A 19956-nucleotide genomic window follows, 5' to 3' on the forward strand; every position below is an offset into this window, starting at 1 on the left:
CGCCAGCGTTCATCCTGAGCCAGGATCAAACTCTCCATAAAAGAAGTAAGCTTGATTAGCTCTTGTTGATTGGTTAAGCCAATCACTCTTTAAAGTACTTTCAGTACTCAAATTATTGGAATTAACGTTGACATATTGTCATTCAGTTTTCAATGTTCATTTTGCATTACAAGAAATAATTATACACGCTTCATTTGGTGAAGTCAACAACTTTTTAAAATTTATTTTTGAAGTGTTTTGATGTTTTCAATATCTCTCGCTCACAAGATATAACTATACAGGCTATACAACCCTTTCTCAAGCATCAAAATTACACCAAAACACTTAATGTACCCTAATATGATTATTTCTCTACATATTCTTTTAAATCTTTATAGATTTTTTCTGCATCTGCGTATCCTTCTCTATATAAAGCATCTAATTTCCTTGGATCTTTCTCTACTCTATCTACTGCTAGTGTGTTAGTTGGTCTTATTACAAAGATATTTCCTTTATCTTCTTCCTCTTCAATCCAATCTAATGTTTTGTTGTAATGTTTATATCTTAATTCCATTAAATGATTAACTTTAGGATAAGCCTTCATTCTAAATACTTTAGAAAACCTACTAGGTGTTTTTCTATATCCTTTTGGTCTTGTTAATATAAGAACGTTTTTAGTATATCCTTCTTCAATAGATTTCTTAATAGGAATAGGATCAACAATACCACCATCTAAAAGCGTGTGTCCTTTATATTGAACAGGGTTAGCCATCAATGGTAGAGAACTTGTTGCTTCTAATGCAGTTAATAAACTACCTTTTGTATCATTTTTATCAAAGTAAACTGCTTCACCCGTTTCGCAATCTGTTGTAACAACTACGAACTTCTCTTCAGCTTGATCAAACTTTTCAAAATCAAACGGTTCTAAATAAGTTGGAATATAGTGATAGACAAAATCCATCCCAAATAATTCTTTCCTCTTTATATAGTTAGATAAAGAAAGATATCTTTTATCTTTAATGTATTTAGCTGTCACACGATGATTACGCCTAAACTGTCTAGAAATATAACTAGCAGCCATAGAAGCACCAGCAGAAACGCCGATGTTATATTCAAAATATATATCTTCTTTTATAAAAAAGTCTAAGACACCAGCTGTATACATACTTCTCATGCCGCCGCCTTCTAAGATTAAACCTGTGTCTTTTATCATATTTACACTCTTTTCTAATCATATAATTGAACAAAAGCAACCTGCTACATATTTGTAAACAGGTTGCAAAATAATTCTTTAAATTTCAGTTCTGCCAGTAATAGCTTTAGAAAGTGTCACTTCATCTGCATATTCTAAATCACCGCCGACCGGTAAACCGTGAGCTAATCTCGTTGTCTTTATGCCTATTGGTTTAACAAGCCTAGAAATATACATTGCAGTGGACTCGCCTTCTATATTAGGGTTTGTCGCTAAAATGATTTCCTTTACTTCATCACTTTTCAGACGCTCTAGCAATGATGGTATATTAATGTCCTCTGGTCCAATTCCTTCCATTGGAGATATCGCACCGTGAAGTACATGGTACATACCATTATACTCGCGCATTTTTTCCATCGCGATAACATCTTTAGAGTCTTGAACAACACATATAACTGAGTGATCTCTTTGTTTGTCTTGGCATATTTGGCAAGGCGAAACATCTGTTATATGACCACATGTTTCACAATATGTTAATTCTCGTTTTACATCAACAAGTGCTTTTGCAAACGGAACAACGTCATCTTCTTTCATATCTAATACATGAAACGCTAATCGCTGTGCAGTCTTTGGACCAATACCTGGCAATTTCATGAAACTATCAATCAATTTCGATATAGGTTCTGGATAAAACATCATTACATCATTCCAGGGATGTTAAGACCTTTTGTATGTTTACCTAAACGATCAGCAGTTACTTCATCAGCTTTAGTCAAAGCATCATTTGTTGCAGCTAAAACTAAGTCTTGTAACATTTCGATATCTTCAGGATCTACTACATCCTCTTTAATAACAACATCTAAGATTTCTTTGTGTCCTGAAACAACAACTGTAACCATTCCGCCACCAGCTGTTCCTTCAATTTTTTCTTCTTTTAATTTTTCTTGTTCTTCAGCCATTTTCTTTTGCATTTTTTGCATTTGTTTCATCATTTGTTGCATATTTCCGCCACCGCGCATAATTTTGTCCTCCTAATATCTATTATAATTATTATAGAAAATTAATTTTTGTCATATTTATTATACATACCTTTGAAGTCTATGTCATGTATTACTCATCTGTTACATGAACAGTATCTTCGCCGAATAATTCTTGAGCTTTCTTAACAATATCCGCTTCTTCTTTGTTCTCTTGTTCTGGTTCATTTTTAGTTTCGGTTGGATTTGCTTTCTTTGATTGAATATATTGTTGCCTTACTTGTAGCCATTGAGAATTAGGAACACCCACTACTTTAACTGTCTTATTCACTATTTCACAGACTATAGATTCGATATGTTCTCTTTTCTCATCGTTCTTATTTACGATTTCGCAATGAATGTCTTCATCAAATTTAACAAGCACGTGATCTTCACTTGCAGCTACTGGTTCTGAATTTAATAACAAGCTGACTAACGCTCGTTGATCTTTCTGCTTAACTGATTCAATAACTGCTTGCCATTTTTCTTTTAATAAATTCAAATCATCTCTATTTGCATGATCTAATACACGTTCAATTTGACGTATTGAGAATACATGTTTCGATTGTTTCCTTGCAACACCTTGTTTGTTTTCAACAGGTTTCGCTTTTGGTTGTACACCGTTTTGAGAGAGTTGCGTGATTTGAGCTTCTAATTGTTTAATTTTATTCTCTACATCGCTAGAAATATTTTGGTTAGGTTGCTCTTGTTGTGTTTCTTGTTGACGATTACGTGTAACCAGTTCTGTTAATTTCACAATCAATATTTCAATATGAACTTGTTGATTAATCGCAAAACGCATAGAAACAAGTGTATCATTTATACAATCAATCATTTTGTACATTGTATTTAAATCGATTTGGTTTAAAGCATGTTCTTCATCTTCTCGGTCAGTAGTCTTTGCTACAATAGCATCTCTAATAAAGTAAATCATATCATTAACAAGTCTATTAACTTCTTTACCACTAGATATAAACTCATGATATCTCATAAATGCTTGCTTGATATCTTTAGCAACGATATCTTGAAACAGAGCATTTAAAGCTGCTTTGTCTACACTACCCGTAACATTCAACGCGTGTTCATGTGATAAATGACCGTCTCCAAAGGCAATCGCTTGATCCATAATACTTAAAGCATCTCTCATGCCACCTTCAGACACTTGAGCAATAAATGCTAATGCTTCCTGTTCATAAGTAATCTCTTGTTGATCAGCTACGAATGCAAGTCTATCTTCAATTTCTCCAGAATTGATTGCTTTAAAATCAAACCTTTGACATCTTGAAATAATAGTTGGTGGAATTTTGTGAGGTTCTGTTGTTGCTAATATAAAAATAGCATGACTAGGTGGTTCTTCAAGTGTTTTTAAAAGCGCATTAAAAGCTCCAGTAGTTAACATATGAACTTCATCAATAATATATACTTTGAACTTAGATTCGCTAGGTGCATACTTAACTTTATCTCTAATGTTACGAATTTCATCTACGCCATTATTACTCGCTGCGTCTATCTCAATAACATCTGAGTTAGTCCCTTGTGTGATACCTTTACAAATTGCACACTCATTGCAAGGTTCACCATTTGTATTTACTGTGCAGTTAATTGCTTTAGCAAATATTTTAGCAATACTTGTCTTTCCTGTTCCACGTGGGCCATTAAATAAATAAGCATGCGATTGCTTTCCTTTTTGGATAGCATTTCTTAATGTTTTCGTTACATGCTTTTGACCAACAACATCTGAAAATGATTGTGGTCGGTACATCCGATACAAAGCTTGATAATTCAAAATGGCACCTCCAAGTTTAATTCTTCATAACAACTATTATATCACGAATCAATATTTCTTCTTAATATAAATCATCGAAATTCTTCTGGAAAATGAACTATACCTCGTACTTCTTTGTTAGGATGGTCCCATAAATATTTGAACATAAAATCTTCGTTCTTAATTTCAAATGAAGGATAAATGTCAAATTCCGCTGCATTTCTATAACCTAGTTCGCGATAATATGTTTCATCTCCCATGACGACAACACCAATATAACCATTTTCATAAGCTCGATACTCTAAAGCTTCAATTAAAGCTTTACCAATCCCTTTATTTTGGACTTCTGGTAAAACTGATACTGGCGCTAAAGTTAGAACTGTATTACTATCTTCTTCTGAATCGACTGTTACTTCTGTCATCATCGCATGCCCTAGTATTTTTCCGCCTTCTGTCTTGGCAACTACTTCTAACTCGGCATTATAATGTGGAGATTTTCTAATTCTACCTATTAATTCATGTTCTTTCGCATTTATATAATCAGTATTTAAAAAAGCTTTTTTCACTACTTCTTTCGCTAATTCATATTCAGATTCTATAATCGTTCCGATATATAATTGCGTCATATATACTATATCCTCCTGATATAAGAAAAAGGGTGACCGAGGTCACCCTTTTTTGATTTATATATAATATGTTTAGTTGAATAAAAAATATACCGTGCACCTTTGCTTGGAACAAACATCACAAGCGTTACCTCAGTCGTTAGCTAAACTTCGGCAACCCTACGGCACATACAATGATCCACTTAATGCTGCTTCCTTCCGGACCTGACATGATTCATGGGTTTGTATTGCATAGGACCGACGTCTTCAGACACCACGTGCTGAGGGCAGACCTCACAATAATATGTCCGCGGCAAAGGAATTCAGTCTTGCTAAAGCGGATTTCAAGTACAGGGAACCGCTACCTCCCCACTTAGCACGGCACTTTATATAGTACAACAAAACCATTATACTTGGCAAGAAAAAACTATTGATCTATTACAGGTTTATTCAAAACCCTTCTAGAAAAATCGACAAATTTGAATTCTGTCGCAATATGTCTAGAGATATTATATTGAAATCTTTCAGCATTACTCAAATGAACAATACCTCTAACTGTAGCTGTATATAAAGGATCTAAATGCCCAAAATATCGTTCTTCTTTCTCTGTCATTTTTTCAAAAGTAATAGATTTATTTGAATAGCTTATTTCTACATTCATTTCATTTTCAATATATTGATAAATCGAATGAGACGCTACTTCTTTTGAAAGTTTGGGTATCACTTTGCAAACAAAGTAATCCTCATCCATGATATGAACTTTATTATTTTTTTGTCTTGTTCGAATTACGTGCCATAGCTTATCGTGATTATTCAATTCTAAAGCGTGTTGAACAATTGGCTCGTCTTCAGCATTGATAACTTCAAATACTTCAACTACCGTTTCATAGTCAAGACCTAGTCTATTATTAATTTCTTGGAAACTGATCATTTCAGATATTGGAAATTGAATAATTCCTTCATATATAACAACTGAACCTTTTCCACGTAACTTTTGTATATAACCTTTTTCTTGTAGAAGATTTAATGCTTTTCTTACTGTTTCTCTCGAAGTTGAATATATCTTTGTTAATTCATTTTCTGAAGGTAATTGTTGTAAGTGTGCATATTCACCATTTATAATTTTTTTACAAATTGACTGATAGATTTTCATATACTTATTCATTGTTTCACCTCTATACCTTCAAAACTTCATAGTTAAATGCTTTTTAAATTAACAACAAATGCATCAAAAGGCTCTAGCATATTGCCATTTAAATCATTATTAGCCACTATCAATTCGCCTTCCATATCAATATCCTCAGGTATTTCAACCTTATCATTTGTATAGTTAGCTACAATCAACCACTCTTCATTATCTAACTTTCTTTTGTAAATAAACAAGTCTGGATGATCAATATATAGTGGTTCTACATCTCCATACGTTATAATATCATGTTTATGACGAATATCAATTAACTGCTGATAAGTGTAGAAGATTGAATTCTTATCTTTAATCGCCGCTTCCACATTAATTTCTCTATAGTTATCCGGTATGCCTATCCAAGGCGTGCCTGTTGTAAAACCGGCATTTTCCTCATCTGTCCATTGAACAGGTGTACGTGAATTATCACGAGATTTTTGTCCAATAACTTTCATAATCGTATCTTCATCCAAGTCTTGATTCCTTAGACTACGATATGCGTTTAATGTTTCAATATCTCGATATTGATTGATTGATGTAAACTTAGGATTAGTCATACCTATCTCTTCACCTTGATAGATATAAGGTGTTCCTTGCAACATATGAAGTGATATAGCAAGCATTTTAGCTGATTTAACTCTGTTAGCTTCTGTTTCATCATTACCAAACCTTGTCACAACTCTCGGTTGATCATGATTACACCAGAAAATAGCGTTCCATCCATTACCTTTAGAAATATTAACTTGCCAATCCATCAGAATACGTTTTAATTCTATAAAATCAAATTTCATATCAGACCATTTCTCACCATTTTTATAATCTACTTTTAAATGATGGAAATTAAATACACTATTTAATTCTTGTCTTTCAGGGTTGGTGTATTTTATACAGTTCTCTATTGTAGTAGAAGACATTTCTCCTACAGTCATAATATCTTTATTTCCAAAAGTTTTTCGGTTCAATTCATGTAAATATTCATGAACTTTTGGCCCGTCCGTATAAAATTCTTTACCGATTTCCTCTGAATCTTCAAAAGCACCTTTAGAAATTAAGTTAATAACATCAAATCTAAAACCATCTACGCCGAAATTAATCCAATAATTTATCATTTCATAGATTTCTTCTTTCAATTGGTCATTTTCCCAATTTAAATCAGCTTGAGAGACGTCGAATAATCTTAAATAATAACTTTCAGTTTGTTCGTCGTACTCCCAAGCGTTACCACCAAATTTAGATTCCCAGTTTGTTGGCGGCTCATCTTTAGTACCTTCTTTCCAAATATAATAATCTCTATACGGATTATCTTTAGACTTTCTAGATTCAACAAACCAATGATGTGACGTAGACGTATGATTAATCACAATATCCAGCATTACTTTAATGCCAAGTTTATGTGCTTCAGTAAGTAACTTTTCAACATCTTCTTTCGTACCAAAATCAGGATTGATTGCATAATAATCACTAATATCATATCCGTTATCATTCATTGGCGATTCATAAATAGGTGTTAACCATACATAATCTACACCTAACTTTTGTAAATAAGGCAATTTTTCGATAACCCCGTTTATATCCCCTTGACCATTGCCAGTCGTGTCGTTAAATGATTTCGGATATATTTGGTATACTACTGATTTTTTCCAATCTGAAACCGCCATGTTTATGAACTCCTTTATTTAATAATATTATTCTCGCACCATTTCTTTCGCTTGTTCTTTAGCAAATCTTGAGAATACCACTGTTAAAATAGCTGGTAACATCATAGCTATTAATGTAGCGATAATATATACACCCCAATATTCACGTGTTATAGAAATAATTGCCGGCACACCACCAACACCAACTTTTCCTAATACGCCGTTTGCGCCAATAAACGCACCTAGTAAACAAGATGAAACAATAGAGGCTACAAACGGGTATTTCAATGGTAAATTGACACCAAACATAGCTGGTTCAGTAACACCTAAGAAAGATGATATTCCTGAAGTCATTGCTAAACCTTGTTCTTTTGCCATTTTACGCTTTCTATAAATCAACCAAGCACCAAATGCCGCTGAACCTTGGCAGATATTAGATATAGCTAAGATTGGCCATAAATAAGTACCGCCTATACTACTTCCCATCAGTTGGAAGTCTACTGCTAAGAACATATGATGTAAACCTGTAATAACAAGCGGAGCATAGAACAGACCATATACTGCGCCACCTAACCAACCTGCGCTATCAAATATTCCTTTAATACCATTTGTAATAAGTGTACCAAGTTCTAATGCTAAAGGTCCTATAATAATAAATGATAAGAATCCAGTTATTAATAAAGCGACTGGACCAACGACTAACATTTTGATTGAATCATGCACACGTTTAGCTAAGAATTTTTCAATTACAGATAGTACCCATGTTGCTATTAATACCGGCAACACTTGACCTTGATAGTTCAATTGTTTAATTTCTAAACCAAACATATGCCATACTGGAATTTCATCTGATTTACCGCCACCAAGATCATATTGAGAAGCTAACTGAGGATGAACAAGTACAAGTCCTAATACTAATCCTAATATTGGACTACCTCCAAACACTCTCATAGCTGACCAACCAATAAGGGCAGGTAAGAAGATAAATGCTGTACTCGCAATAACGTTAATCATGTTTGCAAAATCAGCTAACCATGAATACTGGTCTACTAAAGATTTAGGACCAAATAAATCTTCAGCTGTTAACACATTATTTAACCCCATCAATAAACCTGCAGTAACGATTGCAGGTAAAATAGGAATAAATACATCACCGAGCAATTTAATTAATCTTTGCAAAGGATTCATTTTTTGTTCCGAAACTTTCTTCACTTCATCTTTAGAGCTTTCTCCAATTCCCGTTTCTTCTTGGAAAATTTTATAAGCTTCGTCAACTGTGCCTTGACCAATAACGATTTGAAATTGATTATTTGCTGCAAAAGACCCTTTCACTAAATCGATGTTGTCTAAAGCTTCTTTATTAACTTTACTTTCATCATTTAACACTAATCTTAAGCGGGTAACACAATGTGTGGCTGCATCTACGTTGTCTTTACCACCTATAGCATCAATAATCTGTTTCACTTCTTCTCTATTTACTGACATTGAACTCACTCCCCTTGTTTTTTATTACTTGAATTATAACTTGTATATACAAGTATGTAAAGGCTTTCAATTAATATTACTTTTATTCTGTAGTATGATTGAATAAAGGAGGTATAAATTATGTCATTTTTAACACATGAATATATGGAACACGATAACGTTTCATTAGAATTTGCTTCCGAGAATGAGACATTTTTAACAAATCACAACGAAAAGAAAATATTCGAATCAGCAAGTTTAATCAAAATTCCGATTATGATTTATATTTTTTCGAAGTTAAATAAAGAAGAAAGACAAGAAAATTTAAAAATAGAACATAAAGTGAGTGGGAGCGGAGTATTACAAACATTGGATATCCCGTACTTAAGCGTTAACGACCTTGTTCAATTAATGATTGTCGTATCTGATAATACAGCAACAAATATATTAATTAATTACTTCGGCCAACAACATATCAATTTGTTTATACAACAAACTTTGAATTGTAAAAACACTGAATTAAACCGATTAATGATGGATGCTGAGGCGATAGACCAAGGTAAACAAAATTATACAACTTCTGAAGATATGATTAACATGCTTCGATATATCACTCAACATGCAAATGGAGATGATATGTTAGAAATTATGCGTCATCAACACTTAAATGATAAAGTTTCTATCTTTAAATCATTTTATGAAGATCAATTGATTTATTATTCAAAAACTGGAGAATACGACCATGTAGCAAACGATGTAGGCATTATACAATTTAAAGAAAAGTATTATTATTATAGTTTTCTTTCTAACACAGAAAATCCCGAAAAAGCGATAAAATTCTCTCACGATTTCGGGTCTTATATGATTCAATCTATATTAAAATGTTGATAACCTAGCTGCTTTTACTAAGATTTTTTGATAATAACTACCTGTTAGTTTAACAATTTCAATACTTCTAGGTGTATGCGGTGCATGAATCATCATATCTTCACCCATGTAAATACCTACATGGGAAAGAAAACCTTTATCTTCAGGCTTACTGAAAAATAGTAAGTCTCCTGGCTTTAAAGAATGTTCATCTAAAGGAATATCCGTCATAGCTTCATATTGTTCATCTGCATCTCGAGGTATATTGAAATTCTGGCTTTTATACATGTGGAAACATAATCCAGAGCAGTCATAACCATAACTAGACATACCTCCCCATAAATAAGGTAAATCAATAAATAATTTAGCATTATCTATAACGCCTTGCATTGAACCTTGTTTAAATGCGCCAATTTCATCACTCAGTTCAATATCTTTGCCATCAATAAGTCCGATACCTTCTGGTGTCTCTACTTCGATAAATTGTTGATCTAATTTTAAGACAGGCAATACTGTATTAAATGATAAAATTTGTTTAGTTGTGAAATCTGTATTGAACAATGTAGTTTTTGGCACTTTGACGCGCATGCGCTGATTGGATGCTTTGATATTCATATCGCCTAGTTGGCTAGAAGGTATAAATCCTAGATAACCTTTATCATGTTGTTTGGATGGTTGTTCTAAACATATAACATAACTCCATCCGTCTTGCTCTTCCAATACTTCAACCGCTTCACCATACAGTACTTGTGTGTCTATTCGACTGTCTTCAGTAAATGATAGTTTTTCTTCTAAATTAAGTTCCAACAACCATCGTTGGATATCAGCTGGGTACATAATACCATCACGATCTATATCTCGTGCTTTATCTGTATCTCTCCAAATTGTGCCAACGTTTACTCTGCAATACTTGATCATACACTCACCTTCTTAAGTAAAGATTTTCTATCAATTCCTAAACCATAACCTTTTGGCGCCGTCACTTTCGAACCATTATAAGCTATACCACCTACTACTTCACGATTAGAAACCATAAGAGGCGCATCGAAATCCACTCGTGTTACTTTATTGGCAGCTAAACTAAAGTGTAACGCTGCAGTTACTGAAACATGCGTTTCCATCATACAACCGACCATACAAGTAATATCATATTCGTTAGCTATTTCATGTATTTTACGCGCTTGATGAATGCCACCTGTTTTCATAAGTTTAATATTCCAGAGATTAATCGCTCCAACCTCAACTAATCGTTTAGCATCATAGACACTAAATAAGCTTTCATCTACCATTAGTGGAATTTGATATTCTTTTGTTAATTTACCTAATACTGAAAATTCATTTCTATTAACCGGCTGTTCTATACTTTCAATATTTAATGACGCTTCATCAAAATGTTTTAAAGCTTGTTCTGCTCCCTTTTCATTCCAAGCCTGATTAGCATCTACACTAAGCGTTGTATCTTTAGGTAAGGCAGCTCTTAAAGCTTTTAATCTATTTAAGTCTGTTTCAACACTATCTTTTCCGACTTTTATTTTTAAGTGATTATATCCTTCTTGTATGTATCTAAAAGCATCTTCAACCATTTCATCTGCTTCATTTAAACTTACTGTATAACAAGTTTCTAATGATTTATTTCCCGGGTCATTATTTAAGTATTCATACAGAGGAGACTTCGCTTCTTGTGCCAGCAAATCATATAGAGCGATATCTATTGCTGCCTTTGCACTAGAGTTTCCTACTAAGGCTTCGTCCATTTCATCCAATAAACCAATAGATAATGGCCTATTGATTAGCAATGGTTTAAAAATCTCTTCTATAGCTGCTTCTATTCCACCTTTTGTATCTCCCGTAATAACATACGTTGGTACTGCTTCACCAACACCAACCATCTCTTTCTGATTCGTTTCAATAAATACATAAATACTTTCTATAACATCAACAGTTCTAAGAGCTGTCTTAAAAGGCTTTTTCAAAGGCGTTTTATATCTATAGTATTTAATATCTGTAATAAACATACCCATCCCCCTTTGCATTAATAAACACCAGACTCAATTTGCAAAACCTTTTTATCTACATCTAATATTGCTTTAGTCCCAAATGGAATGCCAAAATGTGGTGTGCAATGGCCTATATCCACTTCATTTACAGTAGGCTTATTTAAACTGCCTATAAAATGCTGTAATACTTCTTCCATTTTTAATGATTTCTCTGGCTTTTTAGGTTTACTATTAGTAAATGGACCAATTATAAATCCAATTGCATCGTCTAGCTTTCCAGCAGATTTTAATTGTTGTAAAAAACCATCTACTTTATATGGTTCTTCTCCTACATCTTCTAAGAAAAGTATTTTATCCTTTGTATCAATTTCATAAGGTGTCCCTAAACTAGATACTAAAAGCGATAAACATCCCCCTACTATCTCTCCTTCTACACGACCACTCACAAATGGTTTAAATCTTAACTGTTCTACAGGGTAATTTAAATCTTTACCTTCAAACAATTGTTCAAAGCTATTAATGGAAATATCATGATAATTCTCTCCAATATCAGAAGAGATCATTGGCCCTTGAAATGTTACTAACCCAGTTTCTTGTCTAATGGCATTATGTAAGCAAGTTATATCACTATAGCCCCATATAATTTTTGGGTGTTTTTTAACAAGATTAAAATCAATTTGTTCAACAATACGCGGTGTTCCATATCCTCCACATGCACATATGATGCCCTTTACTTCATCATCCACTAACATATCATGCAAACTTTTTAGTCTTACTTCATCTGTTCCCGCTAGATGACCGTAAATATCGTGTATATTTTCCGCTAATTTAAAATGAATATCATATCGCTCTTCCAAACGTCCCAAGCCAATTTTTAAATGTTCTTGGTTCGGAGGGCTTGCTAAAGCAACAACACCGATTGTATCTCCCTTTTTTAATCTCTTCGCTTTCATTAAAACACCCCTTTTTGTCAGAATATTCTTATATTATAACAAAATTATAAAACATTTGTACAAAACAAAAAGCACTACCTACAAAAGTAGGTAGTGCTTGTTTATATAATAGTCTTGGATATTTAATAATAATGGCGGAGGAAGAGGGATTCGAACCCCCGCGAGCCGTTAAGCCCCTGTCGGTTTTCAAGACCGATCCCTTCAGCCGGACTTGGGTATTCCTCCAAATAAGACAATATTTATCTTATACCAAGCCAAGACTGATGTCAATAATATTTCAATAATTTATATTGTAATTTTTTCCTTTAACGCCTTATCTACTGCTTTTGCTACTGCACGTCCTTCTTTAATTGCCCAAACAACTAAACTTTGACCTTTTCTAGCATCTCCTGCAACAAATATTTTATCTTGATTTGTTTTAAAGTCTCTTTCATTAGCTACGATTTTATTACGATCAGTATTCAAGTTAAATGAATGAGGAACTAAATGTTCTGTACCTTCAAATCCGATTGAAAGTAATACTAAATCTGCGGGCCAATGACGTTCTGTACCTTCTACTATAACCATACCGTCACCTGTTTCTTTTAATACTTGTGTATATAGACCTCTAATATTACCGTTTTCGTCTACATCATACCTCATTGTTTGAATACCATAAGCTCTTGGTTCAAATCCAAATTTTTCACGATATTCTTTATGCGCATAATCTAATTTAAATATAGGCATTGGTAATGGCCACGCAGTGTTTTGTTCCATTTTATCAGTTAATCGTACATATTTATTAAATTGGACTACTGATTTACAATCATCTCTTAGTGCAATTGCCACACAATCTGCACCAGTATCTCCCGCGCCAATTACAATCACATTTTTCCCTTTTGCCGTTATTGTTGGTTCTTCAATTTCTCCCATTTGTAGTTGTGTTTGTTCAGTTAAATATTCCATAGCGAAATGAATACCAAAACTCATACGTCCTTCTAATTGTAAGTCTCTACCTTTTTGAGCCCCTGTACAAACGATAATAGCATCATATTGCTCATTAAGTTCTTCTTTCGTGATGTCTTTCCCTACATTAATGTCGGTCTTAAAAACAATACCTGCTTCTTCCATCAATTTAATACGGCGCTCAATAACTGATTTATCCAATTTCATACTTGGAATACCATACATTAATAGTCCTCCTGGTCTATGATTACGTTCATATACCGTGACTTGATACCCTAATAAATTTAACTCTTCTGCTGCGGTTAAGCCTGCAGGTCCACTTCCAATAATAGCGACTTTTTCTTCTAAACGTGTATTTGGAACTTTCGGTTTAACGATCCCCATATCGTATGCTTCATCTATAATTGTACGTTCTATACCTTTAATCGCTACTGAATCATTATTTATTGCTAACACACAAGATGACTCACAAGGTGCTGGACAAACACGTCCGGTAAATTCAGGAAAGTTATTAGTTTCAGACAATCTTTCAAAAGCTTCTTCGAAATCTTTTCTATATACTAAGTCATTCCATTCCGGAATATAATTACCTATTGGACAACCTATCGTATCTCTCCCAAATGATGAACCTGTTTGACAAAAAGGCGTTCCACAGTCCATACAACGTGCGCCTTGTGTCGAAGCATCTTCTGTAGTAAATCTTTGTTGGAACGGTTCATATCCATTAATTCTATCTTTTAAAGATAACTCATCCAATTGCTTTTTAGGATACTTCATAAAACCTTTAAATTCACCCATATTATGCCCTCCTTCTTAATAAACAGAAGCTAATTCTTCTTCATCACCTATAGATTTACGATCATCAAAGAACGCATTTAACAGTGCATCTTCTTCATTTTCTAGTTTATGCTGTGAAATTTTCTGCATCATCAATTTATAGTCTTTCGGAATGACTTTTACAACTTTCTCCGCGATTAAATCAAAATCTTCTAACATGATTTTCGCCTTTTTACTATCTGTATATTTAACATGATCCTCTAGCATTAATTTCAAATTAGTAATTTCACTTTTATCTTTTAACGTTTCAAATTCTAGCGTGTCAAGTGCGTTTGTTCTTTTAAATGCATCTATGTCAGATGGAGCAACGTAACACACGCCACCACTCATACCTTGACCGAAGTTACGTCCAACATCACCTAAAATTACGACACGTCCACCAGTCATGTATTCTAGACCATGGTCACCCACGCCTTCTACAACCACATTTACACCACTATTTCTAACGCAAAAACGTTCACCAGCTCGTCCATTAATGTACGCTGTACCGCTCGTTGCACCATAAAAACATACATTACCAACAATAATATTATTTTCTCTTGCTTCGTTTGGAGCCTTTAAAATAAGTTTAGCGCCTGATAACCCTTTTCCGAAATAGTCATTCGCATCGCCAGTATGATGTAAAGTCATACCTTTAGGCGTGAATGCACCATAACTTTGTCCTGCATGTTTAAACGTTTTGACATAAATCGTATCTTCTGGGAGTCCAGGTTCTCCATGTACTTCCGTAATATAACTACCAGTTATCACACCAACATTACGCTCAATATTTCTAATATTATAGCTTCCAACAAATTTCTCACCATAATCAATAGAAGCTTTAGCATCATCATAAAGTTTAGACAAATCAAAACCTTTATCAAGTTGGTGATCTTGATCCATAATGCGATGTTTATCTCCTTCGATAACAAATAGTAATGCCTCTAAATCTAGCTCTTTCGCTTTAGGGTGTGTGTAGTAGCGTTCCGAAACTTCTAATAAATCTGTTCGACCTACTAACTCATCCATAGACTTAAGGCCTAATGAAGCTAAAATTTCTCTTATTTCCTCGGCAATAAAATACATAAAGTTTACTATATGGTCTGCTTTTCCAGTAAATAGTTTTCTTAATTCTCCATTTTGTGTAGCAATCCCTACTGGACACGTATCTTTATGACAAACTCTCATCATAATACAGCCAAGGACTACTAACGGTGCCGTGGCGAAAGCAAATTCTTCAGCGCCTAATGCACATGCTAATGCAACATCGCGGCCAGTCATTAATTTTCCGTCTGTTTCTAATGTGACACGGGAACGTAAACCATTTAACATAAGTGTTTGATGTGTTTCCGATAAACCGATTTCCCATGGTAGACCTGCATGTTGAATACTTGTCTTAGGTGAAGCACCAGTACCGCCGTCATAGCCACTAATAACAATTTTATCTGCATGAGCTTTTGCTACACCTGCAGCAATTGTTCCTACACCTGATTTTGAAACAAGTTTCACACTAATATCTGATTTGCGATTTGCATTTTTTAAATCATGGATTAGCTGTGCTAAATCTTCAATTGAATAAATATCATGATGTGGCGGCGGTGATATTAATCCTACACCAGGCGTTGAACCACGAACTTCAGCTACCCAAGGATAAACTTTAGTGCCTGGCAATTGTCCGCCTTCACCTGGTTTAGCACCTTGCGCTACCTTAATTTGAATTTCTTTAGAATGTTGCAAGTAATCGCTTGTAACACCAAACCTACCAGATGCAACTTGTTTAATAGCACTCATATAATTTGTACCATCCGGTTTCACGATGTAACGCTCTGGATTTTCTCCACCTTCACCACTGTTACTACGACCACCAATACGGTTCATTGCTTCTGCTAATGTTTGATGTGCTTCTTCAGATATTGAACCAAAACTCATTGCCCCTGTTTTAAATCTTGTTACAATTTGATCTGCTGATTCTACTTCTTTTAAATCGATTGCTTTTTTCTCTTTGAATTCAAGCAAGTTTCTTAAATGAGTCATTCTTTCACTATCAGCCGCTTCTGAATATTCTTTAAACATCTTGTAATCATTTTCTCTACACGCATGTTGTAATAAATGAATAGTTTTAGGGTTAAAGGCATGATAGTCACCTTGTAGTCTCCATTGGAACGTACTTCCAGAATTTAAATATTTAATATTTTCAGATTGTCTCGCTTTATTTTCTTGGTCTATCGTTTCAATTGAAATCCCAGATAGTTTAGACGGTGTACCTGTAAAGTACTTATCGATCACATCTTGGCCTAAACCTATCGCTTCAAATATTTGAGCGCCTTGGTAACTTTGAACAGTCGAGATACCCATCTTAGCCATTACTTTAATCAATCCTGCTGACAACGTTTGACTATACGCATCGATATTCTGCTCTACAGTACCTGTTAGTCTACCCGTTTCTGTTAAGTCTTCTATTGTATACTGTGCTAAATATGGAACAACTGCATTAGCGCCATATCCAATTAAAGTAGCTAAATGATGGACTTCTCGACATTCACCTGAATATGCAATGATACTTGTATCAAGTCGCTGACCAGTTCTAATTAAACTTTGATGAATATGACTAACTGCTAATAACATCGGCATAGCAAATTGGTTTTCTAAATCATTTACCGACTCATCTTCTAGTACTATTATTTCTGCACCATTTGCTACAGCTTGTGAAACTTTATGCGATAGTTCGTCTAAAGCATCTTCAAGCGACGTTCCATATACCGTAGAAATAAATTTTGTCTGATAAGTACTATTTTGGATTTTTTGAAGTTGTGCTTTAGACAATACAGGATGATTTAGCTGTATACGTTTCGTATTATCTTGATGGGGTTCTAATAGATTACCTTCTTTGCCTAAATAAACCATTTCACTCGTTACAATTTTTTCTCGATATGAATCAATTGGTGGATTGGTAACTTGTGCGAAGTGTTGTTTAAAATAATTAAATAATGATTCAGGTTGTGTACTCAATACTGCAACTGGTGTATCAAATCCCATAGCACCAATCGGGTCTTTTCGCTCACTAACTAACTCCGTCATATATTTATTGATTTCTTCTTTTGTATAACCAAACCTTCTTTGTAATTGGAATAATTGATCTTGACTTGTTCTTGATGGTGTCGCTATGACGTCGTTAATATTTAAATCTTGTTGACGTACCCATTCTTCATAAGGATATTCACTTGCTATTCTTTGTTTCAATTCGTCATTTTCAATAACTTTATTTTCTTTAAAATCAACAAGTAATAATTTTCCTGGGTTTAATTGACCTTTATATAGAACATGCTCTTCATCAACATCAATTACTCCAACTTCAGATGAGAAAATAATTTCATTTGAGTCAGTAATTGTGTATCGACCTGGTCTTAATCCATTTCTATCTGTTAATGCTCCTAATTTATCACCGTCACAAAAACTAATCATCGTTGGTCCGTCCCATGGTTCCATCAAATAACTGTAATATTCGTAGAAAGCTCTAATTTTAGGGTCTAGTGTTTCATTGTATAACCATGGCTCAGGTATAAGTAACATAGCCGCTTGCTCTGGTGGGATACTTAAACTTAAAAATTCAAGCGCATTATCTACAATAGAAGAATCACTACCAGATTCGTCTAAAACTTCTCCAATTTTATCTTTAACATCTCCAAAAATCGTTTCTATTAATTTATCTTGGCGCGCTCTCATCCAATTCACATTACCTTTAATCGTATTGATTTCACCATTATGCATCAATAATCTATTAGGGTGAGCTCTTTTCCAACTCGGAAATGTATTCGTACTAAATCTTGAATGAACTGAACCGAATTTTGATTCATATGCATCATCTAATAAATCGACATATAATCCTTTAATTTGATCCGATCGCAACCAACCTTTATATACAATCGTTCTTCTAGATAAACTTGCAAAGTATAAATCTAAATTTTGCTCTTCACCATAACGTTCAATTTGTTTACGAGCAATAAATAACGAACGATCAAAATGTTCGCTCGTTTTATTTTCAACAAAAACTTGTTGTATTGCTGGCATTGTTTCTGCAACATGATCAGTTAATACAGAAGTATCTACTGGTACGTCTCGATACGTTATAACTTTTAAGCCTTCTTCTTCAAAGAAAGCATTGAACTTTTTTTCGTGAATACTACCCGCAATCTTTTCATCTGTAAAAAACATCCCTACTGCATAATGTTCTTCAGATGGTAATTTTAACTTTAGCTTCTGTTTAAAATAGAGGTGAGGGACTTCTGTCATAATACCAGCACCATCGCCAGTAATACCATCAGCGCCAACTCCACCTCTATGATCTAATCTGCAAAGCATTTCAATTGATTTCAGTACAATATCATGTGACCTTTTATTATCCATATTGGCGTAAAAACCAATTCCACAAGCATCATGCTCATCTGCTGAATCATATAGGCCAAGTCGTCTTCTATCTTTTTTTAATGACATACTACATCACCTCGAATTTAAAATTTCAGAATCTTCTCTAATTTATAGTTAACATCATACTTTAATGTGACTTATCTTAACAATATATAAAATAGATGAAATATATCTAAAAATTAGATAATATAAATTTAAGAGGTGGAAAGCGTGGAAATTAAACAGTTAATATATTTTAGAGAAGTCGCACAACGGGAACACATTTCAGAAGCTGCATTAGAATTAGAAATTGCTCAATCAGCTATTAGCAGACAAATTGCAAATTTAGAAAAAGAACTCAATACAGTTTTATTTTTAAGAGAAGGTAGAAATGTAAAATTAACTGAACGTGGTGAATTACTACTATCTTACGCGAATCAAATTTTAGATTTAGTAGAAGAAACTACTGAATTATTTATTCATCAAGACCAGACTGATAAGAGAGCTATTAGACTAGCTTATACTGAAAGCTATGTTGCACAAGCCTTACCTGCAATTATTAAATCGTTTGAACAAGAACATAATATAGAAATAAGACCGATGCTTATGACACCTATAGAAATTGAAGAAGCTCTAAACGCTCATCAAATAGACATCGCACTTTGTGAACTAACACCTAAAATGATGAATAATAAAAACACTATTAAAAACACTTTGTTTGAAGAAACTTATAATTTATATGTTCATAACAACAATGATTTATCTATGAACCCGAAACCACCATTGTCTCAACTCAGTCATCAATATATTTATTATTACAACACACTGCCGGATCAAATCGCACAACTTATAAGGAAGCATGCTTCACAAAAAGTATATCGAATTTCAAATCCAACTTTATTAAAACAAACACTACTAGCTGAGAAAGGTGTTTTAATTATCGCTGATTATTTAAGTGGTGGTATAGAGGATGAACACCTTGTTAAAATACCTCTTTCGCACACAGAACTGAAAAGAACAATTTATATCGTCTATCAACAGAACAACCAACATGCGCAATTAAATGCATTCGTCAATTTTGCTCAGACTTTACTTCATAGACAAACGACTTATCATTAGGAGGTAATTAAATC

Annotated in this window: 15 protein-coding genes, 1 tRNA gene and 1 other RNA gene; 2 read left to right on the forward strand and 15 right to left on the reverse strand. The window is 33.8% G+C overall.

Features of this window, described 5'->3' with window-relative positions; genetic code table 11:
• Positions 1-343: 343 nt before the first annotated feature.
• The 9 genes from LQ682_RS08020 to treP form a co-directional block, all read right to left on the reverse strand.
• A complete protein-coding gene (locus LQ682_RS08020) occupies positions 344-1192 on the reverse strand; it encodes a patatin-like phospholipase family protein (protein ID WP_017000884.1) in 849 nt (282 codons plus the stop codon).
• 78 nt (positions 1193-1270) lie between these two features.
• A complete protein-coding gene (recR, locus tag LQ682_RS08025) occupies positions 1271-1867 on the reverse strand; it encodes a recombination mediator RecR (protein WP_026023728.1) in 597 nt (198 codons plus the stop codon).
• Positions 1868-1869: 2 nt separating this feature from the next.
• Positions 1870-2190: a YbaB/EbfC family nucleoid-associated protein gene (locus tag LQ682_RS08030; protein WP_017000882.1), complete on the reverse strand. Its 321-nt coding sequence runs from the start codon at positions 2188-2190 to the stop codon at positions 1870-1872.
• A gap of 91 nt (positions 2191-2281) precedes the next feature.
• Positions 2282-3973 (reverse strand): DNA polymerase III subunit gamma/tau, encoded by a 1692-nt coding sequence (dnaX, locus tag LQ682_RS08035; protein WP_064204257.1) that lies wholly within the window; start codon positions 3971-3973, stop codon positions 2282-2284.
• Between the two features lie 71 nt (positions 3974-4044).
• Positions 4045-4578: a GNAT family N-acetyltransferase gene (locus LQ682_RS08040; protein WP_239724094.1), complete on the reverse strand. Its 534-nt coding sequence runs from the start codon at positions 4576-4578 to the stop codon at positions 4045-4047.
• A gap of 92 nt (positions 4579-4670) precedes the next feature.
• An RNA gene (ffs, locus tag LQ682_RS08045) (signal recognition particle sRNA large type) lies at positions 4671-4939 on the reverse strand.
• A 45-nt stretch (positions 4940-4984) separates the two neighbouring features.
• Positions 4985-5722: a trehalose operon repressor gene (treR, locus tag LQ682_RS08050; protein ID WP_017000879.1), complete on the reverse strand. Its 738-nt coding sequence runs from the start codon at positions 5720-5722 to the stop codon at positions 4985-4987.
• A gap of 32 nt (positions 5723-5754) precedes the next feature.
• Entirely contained in the window at positions 5755-7398 is a 1644-nt protein-coding gene (gene treC / locus LQ682_RS08055) for an alpha,alpha-phosphotrehalase (RefSeq protein ID WP_239724095.1), read from the reverse strand.
• A 27-nt stretch (positions 7399-7425) separates the two neighbouring features.
• Positions 7426-8862 (reverse strand): PTS system trehalose-specific EIIBC component, encoded by a 1437-nt coding sequence (gene treP, locus LQ682_RS08060; protein WP_070044852.1) that lies wholly within the window; start codon positions 8860-8862, stop codon positions 7426-7428.
• A 120-nt stretch (positions 8863-8982) separates the two neighbouring features.
• Here treP and LQ682_RS08065 point away from each other — a divergent pair, with 120 nt between their 5' ends.
• On the forward strand, positions 8983-9729 hold the full coding sequence (locus LQ682_RS08065; protein ID WP_017000876.1) for a serine hydrolase: 747 nt from the start codon (positions 8983-8985) through the stop codon (positions 9727-9729).
• On the opposite strand, the gene LQ682_RS08070 is transcribed toward LQ682_RS08065, so the two are convergent.
• From LQ682_RS08070 to gltB, 6 genes are all read right to left on the reverse strand, one after another.
• Positions 9718-10626: a C40 family peptidase gene (locus LQ682_RS08070; protein WP_239724097.1), complete on the reverse strand. Its 909-nt coding sequence runs from the start codon at positions 10624-10626 to the stop codon at positions 9718-9720. The two genes, LQ682_RS08065 and LQ682_RS08070, sit on opposite strands and share 12 nt — an antisense overlap.
• Complete coding sequence (locus LQ682_RS08075) at positions 10623-11723, reverse strand: dipeptide epimerase (protein WP_239724100.1); 1101 nt, start codon at positions 11721-11723, stop codon at positions 10623-10625. Before LQ682_RS08075 ends, LQ682_RS08070 begins: the two co-directional genes overlap by 4 nt.
• Positions 11724-11740: 17 nt before the next feature.
• Positions 11741-12658 carry a S66 peptidase family protein gene (locus LQ682_RS08080; RefSeq protein ID WP_239724102.1) on the reverse strand — a complete coding sequence of 306 codons (918 nt, stop codon included), beginning with the start codon at positions 12656-12658 and terminating at the stop codon, positions 11741-11743.
• 132 nt (positions 12659-12790) lie between these two features.
• Positions 12791-12883: transfer RNA gene (locus tag LQ682_RS08085), tRNA-Ser, on the reverse strand.
• Between the two features lie 60 nt (positions 12884-12943).
• Positions 12944-14401 carry a glutamate synthase subunit beta gene (locus LQ682_RS08090; RefSeq protein ID WP_017000872.1) on the reverse strand — a complete coding sequence of 486 codons (1458 nt, stop codon included), beginning with the start codon at positions 14399-14401 and terminating at the stop codon, positions 12944-12946.
• 15 nt (positions 14402-14416) lie between these two features.
• Entirely contained in the window at positions 14417-18910 is a 4494-nt protein-coding gene (gene gltB, locus LQ682_RS08095; RefSeq protein ID WP_239724104.1) for a glutamate synthase large subunit, read from the reverse strand.
• A 144-nt stretch (positions 18911-19054) separates the two neighbouring features.
• Here gltB and gltC point away from each other — a divergent pair, with 144 nt between their 5' ends.
• Positions 19055-19942, forward strand: a complete 888-nt coding sequence (gltC, locus tag LQ682_RS08100) for a glutamate biosynthesis transcriptional regulator GltC (protein WP_239724106.1) — start codon at positions 19055-19057, stop codon at positions 19940-19942.
• The last annotated feature ends 14 nt before the right edge of the window (positions 19943-19956 follow it).

This window comes from Mammaliicoccus sp. A-M4, from assembly GCF_022386955.1.
Lineage (GTDB): Bacteria > Bacillota > Bacilli > Staphylococcales > Staphylococcaceae > Mammaliicoccus > Mammaliicoccus lentus.